Genomic DNA, 12,668 nt, shown 5'->3' with positions numbered 1-12,668 from the left:
GGTTTTATATTGAAAAGATGTGATTGGGTAAAGTTAGATGAGCCTTTATATGTTGACTATCATGACAAAGAATGGGGGGTACCCATCTATGATGATCAGCATTTATTTGAGATGATATGTCTAGAAGGGGCACAGGCTGGGCTTAGCTGGTGGACAATCCTCCAAAAAAGAGAGGGCTACCGAGCTGCTTTCGACCATTTTGATGCTTCGAAAATCGTTCTTTATACGGAGGACAAGCTAGAGGAGCTTCGTCAGGATTCTGGTATTGTTCGAAATAAACTAAAAATTGCGAGTGTTGTTTCGAATGCACAAGCTTTTCTACAAATCCAGGAGAAATATGGCTCCTTTTCTCATTATATTTGGAGTTTTGTGGATCACCAACCGATTATCAATGAGTGGTCGTCTATAGCTGAAGTACCTGTCACGACAGAGATTAGCGATCGAATGAGCAAGCAATTGAAAAAAGACGGCTTTAAATTTGTCGGCAGTACCATTTGTTACTCATTTATGCAGGCAACAGGGATGGTTAATGATCATATAGCAGATTGTTTTTGTCGGAGTAAGGAGCCTGCTAATGAACATTGATGACATCAAGGCACAGCTAGTGAGACAGGCAACGATCTTTACAACAGGTGGCGTTAAACCTACTCATGACCTTCTTGAAAGCTGGATTGGTTGTGTAGGGTGGTCATTGCCCGAGGAACAGTGGCCTAAAGGGTTTCAGCCGCTTGCTACTCTGTTTTTGAAAGAGCTACCATATGTACCAGCGTCATTGCAACATGTGGAGCTGTTGACGTTATTTATCCACGAGGACCTATTTGATCACCTAGTAGAAGATGATCTTAGTCGTTTTTTTGACATAAGAGCCTATGCATCACTAGAAGGCTTGATAGCGCGAAATTGGCAGCATGACCGTATTCGTGCATTCCCACTTATTCCAAGGTTGATTGACAATGATTATCCAGCATGGGATGGGGGAGGGATTCCATCTGATGTGGAGGATGAAATTTTAAGGCTTGAACACGAGGAAGAGGTAGAATACTTTGATGATATCGTGGAGGAAATATACGCCGTTCATAAAATAGGTGGCTATCCAGCTTTTTGTCAAAGTGGTCATGACTTTGGCGAGGAATATCCATTTGTCTTACAAATTGCATCGGATGAGAAGGCTTACTTCAATATTGTCGATAATGGGAATTTCTATTTCTTTTTTAATGAACAGCTAAATGACTGGCGTGTTTATTGTGATTTTTATTAACCGTAATCATCTCTCGTGCATAGCTAATAGCAGCAATCTATAAATGAGAAATACGCCAAGATAAGCACCAGTAATAAGGAAAAAAGGATTCAAAAAGATTGCATGGATTGTTGTCATAAATACAGCATCATCGGCAATAACTTGATAGATAGATGTTGCCGCAATACATCCAAAAATGATTGTCGCAACGACAGCGGCTACATTGAAAAAGAACCGAAATTTCATGCTTTTAGATTGTAGAAATAGCATAACTGTAGGAATGAAAACAGTGGCAAGTATTATGAAGAAACTCATATCATCACGTCCTTTTTTACAATGATGCCCTTGTCGAATCGTTAATAAACATAGATCGAGTTCTCAAACGTTTGTAGGGAGGGTCTGTGGCCAATCTATTTTTGAGGGGGAAGGATCATGAGAAAGCAATCAGAAAAGAGGGTGAGAAAAATGGAAAATAAAACAGTAGTGAAGAATGGGATTGGATTTGGTGCTGTATTAGCCATTACTATTTCTTGGAGTGTCAATCATTCTATATTGTGGGCCATTATTCATGGTTGCTTTAGTTGGTTGTATGTCATCTATTATGCAGCCATAAGATAATGTGAATTTCAATCAATTTCGCCTTGGTGTACAAATTGTTTAGAGAAAAATCGTTGAGGTACATATAAAAGAATGTGATGAATCGTTCATAACTTTTAAGCATCCAGCATAAATAACAAAGTGCTCTTTTTTCATAGAAACAAGCTCACATGGTAAAAGGAAATTTACTTACATCATTGAATGTATCGTAGAAGAAAGGTTGATAGGATGACGCATCAAGTAACCGCCACAAGCAACATTGATTTCAGTGCTAAAGGCGTTGATGAAATATTACAAAATGTAGCTTTAATATTATCTACTTTCGTAATATCTTACCCTTTATATAGAGAATTTGGTTTTCGACCTGATTCTCTTACACCTTTTCAGCTTGTAAAAAGACGTAATACCGCACGCCTTATTGACAGCATCCAACGCTTCGTGCCACGTGCTGTCGTGGTAGATGTAGATTATCTTGGAGATACGTATGTAGGAAAATTAGAACCTGTTGTTAAAGTAATTATAAACAAATAATCCTATCATGAAGGATTAACAAAGATTGTGCCAGGCTACTTTGAAGGCCTGGCAAATAAATCAGGTAGATTAATAGTAAATAAACGCAGTAATGATTACTTGTATGAAACCAACTCATAAATTATCCAGTATCTTTTCTAAATTGCATCGATTTTTTGGCACTCTCTTCATGATAGAAGCATTTTTCCACTTTACAATACAGCGTTCGTCATCTTTATAAAATTCCATTATCTTGCATCCAATCAGGTGATAACAAGCGTATGTTAGTAAAAAGATGAATTGGAGAGAAAATATGAGAGGATTAATAAAAAGCTTGCTGACTTTATTTTCCTTGATAATCATCACGATCGTCCTAATCAATACGCATCAGCCTTCATTCAAACAATCCATTGACAATATTCCCGACACAAATTATGCAGAAGAAATTGGCGAAAAATTACAAACTTCAGATTTTACTAAAAAAACAATCGTAGCGCTACGAGCTGCAGGCTATTATCCAGATAGTACGATTGGCTATTTAATTGAATCTCCAAATAATCAAATAATGACCATACAATTACATAATTTAAATAAAATCGAAAGTAGCACAGAAAGCGAAATCCAAAATATCGTGAATAGCATCGCTAAGAATAACAATCTTCATTTCTTTATCGTTTATGTGCAGCTTATAGACATTTGAAAGTGGATGAAAATTATAGACGAGGGCACTCTCTTTGAGACGTGTCCTCTTTATTGTTTCTTTTTTGGTGAGAAACTTTGTATGTTAAAATCTAAATAATGAGGTGAGGTATTATGAGAATTTTAGTTTTAGGTGCCACAGGGCGAGTAGGGAGCCACATAGTTTCTCTTGCGTTACGAGATGGGCACCACGTGACAGCATTAGTTCGTGATCCAAATAAGCTAAAAATAGGTCATGCAAATTTCCATATGATGCAAGGTGATGTCATGGAAAAACAAACTATCGAAAAAGTCATGACAAATATAGATATTGTGATCAGTGCCTTAAACACAGATGGTACAAATACATTAACGAAAAGTATGCCACTAATTCTTGACGCAATGGCAAAAGAACAAGTAACAAGGATTATTACAGTTGGTACGGCAGGTATTTTGCAAAGTCGTGTGACACCAAGTATATTACGTTATCAATCGAGTGAATCAAAAAGAAAATTAACCTTCGCTGCACAGGAGCATCATCAGGTCTATGAATTATTGAAGCAATCTATAGCCAATTGGACCATTGTCTGTCCTACATACTTACCTGATGGTGAATATACTGGCAACTATCGTGTTGAACGAAGCTTTTTACCTGAAGGTGGGGCTGAAATATCAGTAGCAGATACAGCAGAATTTACCTATCAGCAAATTGACAGCAAGGATTATTGGAAAGCGCGCGTAGGGATTGCTTACTAATATCTCATAATATTAATAATCTTTCACTAGTCCTTTATAATAAAGAGAGTAAAATGTATTGAATATTTTCCTTTTTATAGAAGGTGAATTATACTTTATATCGAATATATCTTTTAAGAGGTGATGGCTATGAAGAAAGATATATCGTTTGCAGTAAAATATCCCAAACACCTAAAGATACGCGATAGTGAAGATACGGCACAAATATACGTTATTAAAATAACAAAAGAGCAAGTAGACAGGTTAATTGAAGAGATTGATAAAACTTTAAAGGCGTCTTATTGACGTCTTTTTATTTTTCTATAGTAGCGCTACAAAGAGAAGGGTTAGCTTCAACAAAGAAAGTGATAGACTTTTTCCCTCGTATAGTATTTTAGCCTTCAGAGTGAGCTAAATATCGCTTCACAATATGATCGTATTTGACAATTAAAATATCATTACGTTCTTGTACAGAATAAACCTTAGCACCTATTGGTAGATGGTTAGCTGCACCATTTTTAAATTCCTCTGCTTTTGTTGCATGAAACTCAATCTCACCAATTTGTTGATCTTCATGCAGTTCAAGCTCATCTATCCATTCAATATTCGTTTGATAAAAGCTTCCTTCCCATTGAAAAAAATCTGCATCGTTCTGCAAACGTAAAATCTCTGCAGCATCAGGTTTTTTAGAGGTAGAAGTAACAGTTACTGCTTCATTACAACCAACTATCAAAAAACAAAGCAAGGCCGCAAATAATAAAGAGTTTTTAATCTTCAAAATATCACCCATTCCAATCATTAGTAACGTCTGTTATGTAAAGTCTAATGGAAAAAATATGTAAAGTACATAGGATATACTCGTAATTGACAAAATGTATACAATTGTATACACTTTTATTGTAATCAAACGTATACAATTGTATACAAAGAAGGGAGAATGACAATGAGAGAATTTAGAAAAGAAGGACATCACCGTGGGGGGCGTCATAGAGGGAGAGATGGCTCACAACAACATGGACCAAAAACTTTCCGTCGTGGAAGAGCCATTGCTTTTTTAGAGATGATGAATCTTAAACGTACAACGATTAAGCAACAATTAGAGCAGCCGGAGTTTCAATCGATTCAGCCAATTTTAGTAGGGGAATTAAAGGCCATTGATATGGTCATCAATGAATTTACTCAATTGTTTGAAATACATGAAAGTGAAACAATGGAAACTTCCAACATGACAGAAGATGACAATTCAACGATTGACAGTGAGGCAACATTAGGGAATGACGAGGAAGGGAAAGATCTGAATGAAAGTAATTAATAGTTATATCGATACGGTTTTCCATAAACAAGACACAATGTTGGAAAACGTTATTTCGTCTATTGAAGAAAACGGAATGCCCGCCATTTCTGTTTCAGCTTCTTCTGGAAAACTTTTAACAATGCTTGTCTCGATGACAAAAGCTAAAAACGTCCTTGAAATAGGGGCTCTCGGGGGATATAGTGGAATTTGTCTAGCTAGAGGATTCGGTAGTGCTGGAACTTTAACTTCCCTGGAATTAGAGGAACAATATGCACAGTTAGCTAATGCCAATTTAATGAAGGCAGGCTTTGGTGAACAAGTGACCTATATGATTGGGCCTGCATTGCAAAGTCTTGAAAAGCTAGTGCAGCAAAAGCAACAATTCGATTTTTTCTTTATCGATGCGGATAAGGATAATTATGAGAATTACCTTAATTATTGTGTAAAGCTTGCAAGTTCCGACGCTATTATCGTTACTGATAATGTCCTTGCAGCTGGTAGTGTAGCAGATCCAAGTGCCAAGTCAAAGCGCTATACAGAACTAATGAAGAAATTTAATGTAGCAGTAGCAAACCACCCTCAATTAGAGTCTGTTATTATCCCAATTGGTGATGGTATGACACTGTCAAAAGTGAAGAAATAACCATTCATTTCCGAGGCACTGACAGATGATGTATAAGCTTTGTTAGTGCTTTTCTCTTGTCTACATGTATAAATAATAATTGAGTATCCAGCCAGCAATTCCACCGATGATACCTACAATTATTAACACAAGTCCATGCTTTTTCGCATGATAATCTCTTCTTAAAACAATGCCCATACAGATGGCAATAATACCGCAATATAATTGAAAAAAGAAGAATGCAAACAATGCGGAAATCCACCCGATTGTTATGAGTATAGGTTTACTATTTTTCTCATTTTCCATCAAATTACCTCAAATCCATGACTATTTTTTCTTTATCGATGCGAATACAATGTCAGATCCAACAAACGAATATGTAGGTTTTGTCATTGTCTAGATATATAAATAATTCAGTATCCAACCGATAATTCCACCAATAATACCTACAATTATAAGCACAAGTCCATGCTTTTTTGCATAATAATCTTTTCTTAAAACAATGCCCATACAGATGGCAACAATACCGTAAAATAGTTGGAAAAAGACAAATGCAAACAATGCGGAAATCCACCCGATTGTTATGAGTATGGGTTTACTATTCTTTTCATTTTCCATCAGATATCCCTCAAATCTATGTATATTCAATTTACATTTTATTGGAAAATAACTAGGGAGTACATGATATATTTTGGATATTATTAGTAAAATAGCTGGCCAGGGGGGTTTTTATAATTTCAACCATTATGGTGAAGATAATGAATACTGAAAAGGGGTTATTAATAAAATTAATCATATAATTAATTTTATTGATTTTTATCTATAAATAATTTGAATTTATTTATTTGTATTTTCGATTTGCTGTTGTATAATGAAATCAACTAAAAGAAAGGAATTGCATAATGGCTTATAAAGTAATTACGAATTGTCCGGTCTGCAGTAAAACATTGAAAATTACGAAGTTACATTGCTCTCATTGTCACACTACGATTGAAAATGAATTTGAATTATCTAAGTTGGCATCCTTATCAAAGGATCAGCTTCATTTTGTGGAAGTATTTTTAACATGTAGAGGGAATATTAAAGATGTTGAAAAAGAACTAGGGATTTCGTACCCAACGGTTAGGGGCAAGCTAACAGACATTATTTCATCCCTTGGATATGTGCAGAAGAAGAAAAATGAAGTAGACGAGAAAAAAGTTGTCAGCATGTTGGAAAATGGCGAAATCACAGCAGAAGAAGCCATTAAGCTCTTAAAAGAGGTATAGGGAGGAATTTATCATGAAAGAGGAAATTACAAGAGTGTTAGCAATGGTTCAAGAGGGGAAGATTGATGCAGAAAAGGGATCAGAATTGATTCAAGTATTACAGGAGAAAGAAGAAACAAGTGAAAAACCGACTCAATACTTAGATAAAATATTGAAAGTTCGTGTTGAATCAGCCGAAAATGATAACGTCAAGGTCAATTTGCCTATCAAACTAGTTAAGGCTGTATTACTAGCGGGACACAGCATCGCAGCGAGTATTCCTCAATCGGAAAAGTACGCTAAAGATATAGATATCAATCTTATTATTGAAGCAATTGAAAACGAATTAGATGGTCAAATTGTTGATATTCAATCGGCAAACGGGGACACCGTTTCGATCATCATTGAATAGTTGTTTATGATGCATGTAAAAGTGAAAGCAAAAGACGTTTGGTTTTCCATCCCAATTCCATATGCTATGTTAAACATTGTTATTTCAATTTTGTCTTCAAAATTTTTTCAACAAAGTGCAAACAAATGGACAAAAGGGCACTTCGAAAGAAAAAAACTGGACTTTACCTTTCCGCTAATAGACAAAAAAACGCTAAAGCCTATCGTCAAGGAACTGAAAAATTATAAGGGCATCGTGCTAGTAGATGTTAAAGCTAAGGACGGTACTGAAGTAAAGGTTAGACTATAATAAATACACCTGACGAGAAAGCCTATTCTTCGCATACAATAAAAAATTTTAAAAGATCAAACAAATGTAACCCCGTTCTAAATGTAGGACGGGGTTAAAAATATAGTTGTTTAAAATGATGCTTCAACCTTCAAGAAATTGTAAAAGGGCCACATGGTGACCCTTAGTGTCAAGTTAGGAGGTATAAGGCTACATTGCTTTATACTATTATAACTATGATTGAGTAGCTATATTATTTAGTTATACGTCCACAAAATATTAAATAAAAATATTTCAGTTGAAACGACAAAAGTCTCTTACATTTAGCAAAAAGACTTTACGTTTCTTTAACTAATTTTAGTTCCATTTGGCACAGGCTGGTCAAGGGTTAATAGAATGACATCACCTTCAACAGGAACTCCACCTATCACTAAAACCTCAGATTTAAAACCTGCTACACGGCGAGGTGGAAAATTGACAATAGCTACTACTTGCTTCCCAACAATACCTTCTGTCGTATAGCGTTTAGTAATTTGCGCAGATGATTGCTTAATTCCGATAGTTTCTCCAAAATCTATTTTCATTTTAATGGCAGGAACTCTTGCTTTCGGAAGCTCTTGTGCCTCGATAACTGTTCCAACTCTTATATCCAGATTCATAAAGTCCTCTATAGTTGCCATAAACATACTCCTTAAGTGTAATGGATTTTGACTAATCTTCAAGTTGCACAAATTCTTGTAAGTTCTTTTCAATTTATTGCTTCAATTGTAATCGGATAAATATTGTAAAATTCTTCATAAAGTGATGCTATGGATGCTTGGAGCTCCGTATTTTGACTTAAGCCATCACGAGTAATTGAAAAATTCTCTAATGTACTAGGGTGATTATGCTGTTTAAGGATCTCCTCAATTTTCTCAAGGAGTAAAAGAAAAGGTTCATCATGAAAATACTTGAACGTTGCTTTAAGTGCTAACCAGCTTTTAGGCTGTGCCATAAAATAAGCATTCCACCAATAAAATTCGATAACCGATTTACTAACATGATTAGCATAAACATAAAACATAAACAGAGCACTTTGGCCTTGAGTCAGTTCTTCGTAAAATTGTTCTTTCATTTGTTCAATACTAAGATTTGTTTCTTCTGCTGCTCGGCTCTTATAAATATCGATTAATGGCTGAAAGCAGCTTTGGCTAATAGTGGTGCTTGTCAAATCTTGTTTTTTAACCTTTACTAACAATTAATCACACTCCTCCCTAATACTATAACATTTGGAAGCGAATTATGTAGAACAATAAATGGCTTTTTATACAGTTAATAATCCAAAAATTAAAGCATTTTTTACTTTAAACCTCAAATAATAAGGAATAGATATTATTTGCAGGAGGTGAAAACTTGAGGAAATATTATCTGTTGATTTCAGTATGTGTATTGGGATTATTAATATTTGTTGTCACTGAAAAATCTTATGCAGACAAAGGACGGAGGTATTACGAAGAAGCAGGACAAATTTTATGGGATATAAAAACGGATGAAAAAGTGATTGCCTTAACCTTTGATGATGGTCCTCATAAGAAGTATACACCTGAGATTTTAGATATATTATCCAAATACAATGCTAAGGCTACATTTTTTATTGTGGGCGAAAATGCAGAAAAAAACCCTGAGCTTGCTTTACGCGTACACGAAGAAGGACACGAACTTGCCATTCACACCTATACACATCCTTTCAGAACGAATGTGGCCAATTTAATAAAAGAAATAAAACAAACGCATGCCACAATTTATGGTATAACTGGATATTCTCCTGTTTTATTTAGACCAGTTGAAGGCCAATACACGGATGCCATGATCGATGCCATCGTTAAAGAAGGATATAAAGTCGTAATGTGGTCATGGCATTTAGATACATTTGATTGGAAAAGTCCTGGCGAAAGAAAGATCATCAATACCGTTTTAAAGGGTGCAAAGCCTGGAAGTGTAGTGTTATTTCATGACGGTGGTGGAAATCGGGAACAAACAGTGAAAGCCATGAAAAAAATCATACCAGAACTTGAAAAACAGGGCTATAAATTTGTAACCATTTCTGAGCTTATTGAAATCCAAAAATCAAATCATACAGATGAGAAATAAAACACGATTTTGCTGAAAAAAATTGATTCCATCAGCACTAAAATCTACATGGCTAAATGCAATTTTAGTGCTGTAATTTTTGATCAAATATTTAGAAGGAGGTATATGTTTTTTTTAACCAAGGCTAACTATATTTAATAATCAATAGAATTGGCGATGTCGACTAAGATTTCAGGAGTGACTTTATCTGAAACGCGTTGGTCAATACTTAACATATACTGCAAATCACCTCTCTCGAAAACAAGCACATTAAAACCTGCAATTGTTATATAAGTAGCGATAATTCCATTTTTTAATTCAAATGTTGATAATACATATTTTTCTCTTATGGGCACTTTATATTTGCGAATGTCGATTTTATAATGATTTTCAGGAGATTGATCATTAATATATTTCACTTCAAATGCATCATTGTCTTCATATTTCGAGTCGGAAAATCGTCCGAAATGATGTGTAAAGCTTATTGGAGGTACTCTAAGCGGTAGCTTTATTTTTTGATTTAAATGTTGCTCAAAATCATCCAATGCTTCTTCTACTGATTTATATCCTGTTTGGGGATAAATGTCTTCATAAGGACTGGGTTTATCCTTTGCATTTGCATCCACCGTTAATAAACAAAATGAAACTAAGAAAAGAGCAATAGACCTGTTCATGTTGGGATCACCTCGAAGTATCTTTAGAAGTAATATTCCCAAATGCATGAGAATTATCAAATTACAATTTGCAAAATTGAAACAAAACCTGGTAATTGACCGTAGAATAAAGAGGGGGTGTTAGAGTGAGATATTTATTAATTGGTGTTCTCGTATCACTAGTCGGTGTGTTATTATCGATGATTTTGTGGGGAATGGAAAAGATTTATGTCATTCCAGGAACGATTGGCTTTATCTTCATTGGCATTTCCATTATACTTTCAGGCTCTATGGTTAGTGGGGATAGGATGAGAGCAAACTTAGCTACCGAAACAACTGAAAATAGGGACGAACGCAATAGCGTAACAAAAAATTCATTACTAATTGCTTTACCAAATATTATTGTTATGGTTTTCTTTTATTATTTAAATAAATGAAATTGGATTGGATGCCTCGAAGATTGAAGCAAGCTCTCGGAAAGCGCTCTGAGTGAAAATAATTGATGCACATTAATTTATAAATTTTACAAGGGTAATGCTTGATACGACAAAAAGGTCACTTGGCAATAGTGACCTTTTTGTATTAGGAGTGGGTAGGGCTGGTGCGATAGCCTACTTTTCCTTTGTTTGTATGGCGTCTACTAGGTTTATAAAAATATATTGATTGTGACAATGATGAAAGGCACTATATCTTTTTCCATTATGATAATCAGAATAGAAACTAAAGCATATTCAGATACATATCATAGGGAATACTAAAGATTAGTATAAGAAAGTAGCACCGACAATGATTAAAAGAATGAATAGAACAACAATTAAGGCAAATGCTGAACCATTACGATAGCCGCCACCGTAATAGCAACATCCATTATTTATGCCACCAACATTTCCTTGCCAGTATCCCATAAAATATCCCTCCTTTCTACAATCTATAATATGTATAGTGATGGAAAGCAAAGATGTTATTCATCTAGAAGTGTAAAAGAAATATTAAAATATTAAAGTCATGACAGATGAGGAGGAAATAGACAATTAAAAGGGGACACTCACACAAAAGTGCCTCCTAGTAACAAATTTTTAACGAGGAAAGCAAAATTAGCTTTATACTACTATCATTTTGTATAGCGAATTTCCTGCGAGTTTTAATGAATAAAAGTATTATTTGAACTTTTGAATGGGGAAATGATAACTGATTATACTTTTTGTAGTTTCATTGTATAAAACGTGACGAGTTCATTTTAATTTGCGTCTAAGTGTATAGAAAAGGGGGAGCAGTTTTGGAACAAGAGGAATTACCTAAATGGTTTGATGAATATGGAGAATCGGTTCTAACCTACATATTTTTAATGGTACGAAACTATCAACAAGCAGAGGATTTAACACAGGAAACTTTTATAAAAGCATTTAGACATCAAGAGCAATTTGAACATAAATCAGCCGTGAAAACATGGTTATTTTCAATTGCACATAATGTGACAAAGGACTATTTTCGAAAAAACACCCGTTCCAACATTATTTTGGCTTAACAATGGAAGAGAAAGACTACAAGCCGATACCTGAGCAAATCGTAGAAATGAATTTTCAAACTGAACAATTATATAGAGCCATTCAACAATTAAAACCTTCTTATAGGCATGTCATCATTTTGCGGAAGTTAAAAGAATTTTCAACAGCAGAAACAAGTCTTATTTTAAACTGGTCAGAAAGTAAAGTGAAAATGACTTTAAAAAGAGCTTTAGTTGAACTGAAAAATGAATTGATGAGGGGAGGGGTTACGAATGAAATTCTTAGATGAAAAATTTAGGGAATTAGAAGAAGAACTAAAAATAACAGAAACATCCAAATACCAACTTAGGAATAAAATTTTGGAGAATGCACATGAAAATAAAAAGCGAAATTTTAAAGGGTTGATTGTTGTAGCGTGTATGTTATTTATCATCGCTTCACCGTTCTACTCATCGACAATGGCAAGTATGGCAGATAAAATTTTACCGATCTCTATTACTCCTAGTTTTTCAGGTGGCCAGCATAATCCCGATTTAACATCTCAACTTGCTAAATTAGTCGAAAAGGAAGGGTACACTGTTAATTTTGTTGGGATAAATCCATCTCCATATACAATTGAAATTTCACTAATTTTGAAAGATTCTACATTAAAACAAGCAACAGATGATCTTGAATCAAAGATAACGAATTATCTATATGAAAATGGCTATGACAAATATGAATTAAAGATTTCAGAAGTAACTGAAGCACCTTCGAAGATCAAAGGGATGACAAAAGCAATCTTTATAACAAGGTAAGAGAA

25 protein-coding genes are annotated in these 12,668 nt (G+C 34.7%); 17 read left to right on the top strand and 8 right to left on the bottom strand.

Annotated features, from left to right (window positions below):
• The first annotated feature begins 9 nt into the window (after positions 1-9).
• The gene (locus ACIQXF_RS17480) at positions 10-585 is read left to right on the top strand and encodes a DNA-3-methyladenine glycosylase I (protein ID WP_402785207.1); all 576 of its coding nucleotides are present in this window, start codon (positions 10-12) and stop codon (positions 583-585) included.
• Positions 575-1,258 (top strand): DUF1963 domain-containing protein, encoded by a 684-nt coding sequence (locus tag ACIQXF_RS17475; RefSeq protein ID WP_402785205.1) that lies wholly within the window; start codon positions 575-577, stop codon positions 1,256-1,258. The genes ACIQXF_RS17480 and ACIQXF_RS17475 overlap by 11 nt, the downstream gene beginning before the upstream one ends.
• Before the next feature lie 6 nt (positions 1,259-1,264).
• On the opposite strand, the gene ACIQXF_RS17470 is transcribed toward ACIQXF_RS17475, so the two are convergent.
• Entirely contained in the window at positions 1,265-1,483 is a 219-nt protein-coding gene (locus ACIQXF_RS17470) for a transposase (protein WP_402785202.1), read from the bottom strand.
• Positions 1,484-1,669: 186 nt separating this feature from the next.
• Between ACIQXF_RS17470 and ACIQXF_RS17465 the strand changes: the two genes are divergently transcribed.
• The 5 genes from ACIQXF_RS17465 (at position 1,670) to ACIQXF_RS17445 (ending at position 4,063) form a co-directional block, all read left to right on the top strand.
• Entirely contained in the window at positions 1,670-1,855 is a 186-nt protein-coding gene (locus ACIQXF_RS17465; RefSeq protein WP_402785199.1) for a hypothetical protein, read from the top strand.
• Positions 1,856-2,062: 207 nt separating this feature from the next.
• Positions 2,063-2,365, top strand: coding sequence for a hypothetical protein (locus ACIQXF_RS17460; protein WP_402785196.1), 303 nt, complete (start codon positions 2,063-2,065; stop codon positions 2,363-2,365).
• Positions 2,366-2,657: 292 nt separating this feature from the next.
• A complete protein-coding gene (locus ACIQXF_RS17455; RefSeq protein ID WP_402785194.1) occupies positions 2,658-3,044 on the top strand; it encodes a hypothetical protein in 387 nt (128 codons plus the stop codon).
• 113 nt (positions 3,045-3,157) lie between these two features.
• Positions 3,158-3,778 carry an NAD(P)-dependent oxidoreductase gene (locus ACIQXF_RS17450; protein WP_402785191.1) on the top strand — a complete coding sequence of 207 codons (621 nt, stop codon included), beginning with the start codon at positions 3,158-3,160 and terminating at the stop codon, positions 3,776-3,778.
• A 129-nt stretch (positions 3,779-3,907) separates the two neighbouring features.
• On the top strand, positions 3,908-4,063 hold the full coding sequence (locus ACIQXF_RS17445; protein ID WP_402785188.1) for a hypothetical protein: 156 nt from the start codon (positions 3,908-3,910) through the stop codon (positions 4,061-4,063).
• An 88-nt stretch (positions 4,064-4,151) separates the two neighbouring features.
• Here ACIQXF_RS17445 and ACIQXF_RS17440 read toward each other — a convergent pair whose 3' ends face one another.
• On the bottom strand, positions 4,152-4,535 hold the full coding sequence (locus tag ACIQXF_RS17440) for a hypothetical protein (RefSeq protein ID WP_402785185.1): 384 nt from the start codon (positions 4,533-4,535) through the stop codon (positions 4,152-4,154).
• Positions 4,536-4,700: 165 nt separating this feature from the next.
• On the opposite strand from ACIQXF_RS17440, the gene ACIQXF_RS17435 reads away from it, so the two are divergent.
• Entirely contained in the window at positions 4,701-5,069 is a 369-nt protein-coding gene (locus ACIQXF_RS17435) for a hypothetical protein (protein WP_402785182.1), read from the top strand.
• Positions 5,056-5,694 (top strand): O-methyltransferase, encoded by a 639-nt coding sequence (locus tag ACIQXF_RS17430; protein WP_402785179.1) that lies wholly within the window; start codon positions 5,056-5,058, stop codon positions 5,692-5,694. The genes ACIQXF_RS17435 and ACIQXF_RS17430 overlap by 14 nt, the downstream gene beginning before the upstream one ends.
• Before the next feature lie 60 nt (positions 5,695-5,754).
• Here the strand turns inward: ACIQXF_RS17430 and ACIQXF_RS17425 are convergent, their stop codons facing one another.
• Complete coding sequence (locus ACIQXF_RS17425; RefSeq protein WP_402785176.1) at positions 5,755-5,979, bottom strand: hypothetical protein; 225 nt, start codon at positions 5,977-5,979, stop codon at positions 5,755-5,757.
• A gap of 90 nt (positions 5,980-6,069) precedes the next feature.
• The gene (locus ACIQXF_RS17420; RefSeq protein ID WP_402785173.1) at positions 6,070-6,291 is read right to left on the bottom strand and encodes a hypothetical protein; all 222 of its coding nucleotides are present in this window, start codon (positions 6,289-6,291) and stop codon (positions 6,070-6,072) included.
• 284 nt (positions 6,292-6,575) lie between these two features.
• Here ACIQXF_RS17420 and ACIQXF_RS17415 point away from each other — a divergent pair, with 284 nt between their 5' ends.
• The 3 genes from ACIQXF_RS17415 to ACIQXF_RS17405 are packed head-to-tail and all read left to right on the top strand — an operon-like array spanning position 6,576 to position 7,620.
• Positions 6,576-6,941: a DUF2089 domain-containing protein gene (locus ACIQXF_RS17415; RefSeq protein WP_402785170.1), complete on the top strand. Its 366-nt coding sequence runs from the start codon at positions 6,576-6,578 to the stop codon at positions 6,939-6,941.
• Positions 6,942-6,954: 13 nt separating this feature from the next.
• Positions 6,955-7,332: an SHOCT-like domain-containing protein gene (locus tag ACIQXF_RS17410; protein WP_402785167.1), complete on the top strand. Its 378-nt coding sequence runs from the start codon at positions 6,955-6,957 to the stop codon at positions 7,330-7,332.
• 6 nt (positions 7,333-7,338) lie between these two features.
• Entirely contained in the window at positions 7,339-7,620 is a 282-nt protein-coding gene (locus ACIQXF_RS17405) for a hypothetical protein (protein WP_402785164.1), read from the top strand.
• 326 nt (positions 7,621-7,946) lie between these two features.
• Here ACIQXF_RS17405 and csaA read toward each other — a convergent pair whose 3' ends face one another.
• Positions 7,947-8,279: a chaperone CsaA gene (gene csaA, locus ACIQXF_RS17400; protein ID WP_402785161.1), complete on the bottom strand. Its 333-nt coding sequence runs from the start codon at positions 8,277-8,279 to the stop codon at positions 7,947-7,949.
• A gap of 68 nt (positions 8,280-8,347) precedes the next feature.
• Positions 8,348-8,836, bottom strand: a complete 489-nt coding sequence (locus tag ACIQXF_RS17395; RefSeq protein ID WP_402785158.1) for a hypothetical protein — start codon at positions 8,834-8,836, stop codon at positions 8,348-8,350.
• A gap of 176 nt (positions 8,837-9,012) precedes the next feature.
• Here ACIQXF_RS17395 and ACIQXF_RS17390 point away from each other — a divergent pair, with 176 nt between their 5' ends.
• Positions 9,013-9,729, top strand: a complete 717-nt coding sequence (locus ACIQXF_RS17390) for a polysaccharide deacetylase family protein (protein WP_402785256.1) — start codon at positions 9,013-9,015, stop codon at positions 9,727-9,729.
• A gap of 134 nt (positions 9,730-9,863) precedes the next feature.
• Here the strand turns inward: ACIQXF_RS17390 and ACIQXF_RS17385 are convergent, their stop codons facing one another.
• Positions 9,864-10,382 carry a hypothetical protein gene (locus ACIQXF_RS17385; protein WP_402785156.1) on the bottom strand — a complete coding sequence of 173 codons (519 nt, stop codon included), beginning with the start codon at positions 10,380-10,382 and terminating at the stop codon, positions 9,864-9,866.
• A 125-nt stretch (positions 10,383-10,507) separates the two neighbouring features.
• Here ACIQXF_RS17385 and ACIQXF_RS17380 point away from each other — a divergent pair, with 125 nt between their 5' ends.
• Entirely contained in the window at positions 10,508-10,798 is a 291-nt protein-coding gene (locus ACIQXF_RS17380; protein WP_402785153.1) for a DUF5316 domain-containing protein, read from the top strand.
• A gap of 324 nt (positions 10,799-11,122) precedes the next feature.
• Here ACIQXF_RS17380 and ACIQXF_RS17375 read toward each other — a convergent pair whose 3' ends face one another.
• Entirely contained in the window at positions 11,123-11,266 is a 144-nt protein-coding gene (locus ACIQXF_RS17375) for a YjcZ family sporulation protein (protein ID WP_402785150.1), read from the bottom strand.
• Between the two features lie 371 nt (positions 11,267-11,637).
• Between ACIQXF_RS17375 and ACIQXF_RS17370 the strand changes: the two genes are divergently transcribed.
• From ACIQXF_RS17370 to ACIQXF_RS17360, 3 genes are read left to right on the top strand one after another with little or no spacing between them, the layout of a single operon-like run.
• Positions 11,638-11,886, top strand: coding sequence for an RNA polymerase sigma factor (locus ACIQXF_RS17370; RefSeq protein WP_402785147.1), 249 nt, complete (start codon positions 11,638-11,640; stop codon positions 11,884-11,886).
• Positions 11,887-11,888: 2 nt separating this feature from the next.
• Positions 11,889-12,155, top strand: coding sequence for an RNA polymerase sigma factor (locus ACIQXF_RS17365; RefSeq protein ID WP_402785144.1), 267 nt, complete (start codon positions 11,889-11,891; stop codon positions 12,153-12,155).
• A complete protein-coding gene (locus ACIQXF_RS17360; protein ID WP_402785141.1) occupies positions 12,139-12,663 on the top strand; it encodes a hypothetical protein in 525 nt (174 codons plus the stop codon). Before ACIQXF_RS17365 ends, ACIQXF_RS17360 begins: the two co-directional genes overlap by 17 nt.
• Positions 12,664-12,668: the final 5 nt, after the last annotated feature.

This window comes from Lysinibacillus sp. NPDC097231, assembly GCF_044761885.1.
Taxonomy (GTDB): Bacteria; Bacillota; Bacilli; order Bacillales_A; family Planococcaceae; genus Lysinibacillus.
The sequence above is the reverse complement of the archived record's forward strand: the minus strand, read 5'-3'. Positions and strand labels throughout refer to the sequence as shown.

Coding starts and splice junctions, on each gene's coding strand:
- ACIQXF_RS17475 (WP_402785205.1), top strand. CDS start 575: ATGAACATTGATGACATCAAGGCACAGCTAGTGAGACAGGCAACGATC.
- ACIQXF_RS17470 (WP_402785202.1), bottom strand. CDS start 1,483: ATGAAATTTCGGTTCTTTTTCAATGTAGCCGCTGTCGTTGCGACAATC.
- ACIQXF_RS17465 (WP_402785199.1), top strand. CDS start 1,670: ATGAGAAAGCAATCAGAAAAGAGGGTGAGAAAAATGGAAAATAAAACA.
- ACIQXF_RS17460 (WP_402785196.1), top strand. CDS start 2,063: ATGACGCATCAAGTAACCGCCACAAGCAACATTGATTTCAGTGCTAAA.
- ACIQXF_RS17455 (WP_402785194.1), top strand. CDS start 2,658: ATGAGAGGATTAATAAAAAGCTTGCTGACTTTATTTTCCTTGATAATC.
- ACIQXF_RS17450 (WP_402785191.1), top strand. CDS start 3,158: ATGAGAATTTTAGTTTTAGGTGCCACAGGGCGAGTAGGGAGCCACATA.
- ACIQXF_RS17445 (WP_402785188.1), top strand. CDS start 3,908: ATGAAGAAAGATATATCGTTTGCAGTAAAATATCCCAAACACCTAAAG.
- ACIQXF_RS17435 (WP_402785182.1), top strand. CDS start 4,701: ATGAGAGAATTTAGAAAAGAAGGACATCACCGTGGGGGGCGTCATAGA.
- ACIQXF_RS17430 (WP_402785179.1), top strand. CDS start 5,056: ATGAAAGTAATTAATAGTTATATCGATACGGTTTTCCATAAACAAGAC.
- ACIQXF_RS17425 (WP_402785176.1), bottom strand. CDS start 5,979: ATGGAAAATGAGAAAAATAGTAAACCTATACTCATAACAATCGGGTGG.
- ACIQXF_RS17420 (WP_402785173.1), bottom strand. CDS start 6,291: ATGGAAAATGAAAAGAATAGTAAACCCATACTCATAACAATCGGGTGG.
- ACIQXF_RS17415 (WP_402785170.1), top strand. CDS start 6,576: ATGGCTTATAAAGTAATTACGAATTGTCCGGTCTGCAGTAAAACATTG.
- ACIQXF_RS17410 (WP_402785167.1), top strand. CDS start 6,955: ATGAAAGAGGAAATTACAAGAGTGTTAGCAATGGTTCAAGAGGGGAAG.
- ACIQXF_RS17405 (WP_402785164.1), top strand. CDS start 7,339: ATGATGCATGTAAAAGTGAAAGCAAAAGACGTTTGGTTTTCCATCCCA.
- csaA (WP_402785161.1), bottom strand. CDS start 8,279: ATGGCAACTATAGAGGACTTTATGAATCTGGATATAAGAGTTGGAACA.
- ACIQXF_RS17385 (WP_402785156.1), bottom strand. CDS start 10,382: ATGAACAGGTCTATTGCTCTTTTCTTAGTTTCATTTTGTTTATTAACG.
- ACIQXF_RS17375 (WP_402785150.1), bottom strand. CDS start 11,266: ATGGGATACTGGCAAGGAAATGTTGGTGGCATAAATAATGGATGTTGC.
- ACIQXF_RS17365 (WP_402785144.1), top strand. CDS start 11,889: ATGGAAGAGAAAGACTACAAGCCGATACCTGAGCAAATCGTAGAAATG.
- ACIQXF_RS17360 (WP_402785141.1), top strand. CDS start 12,139: ATGAAATTCTTAGATGAAAAATTTAGGGAATTAGAAGAAGAACTAAAA.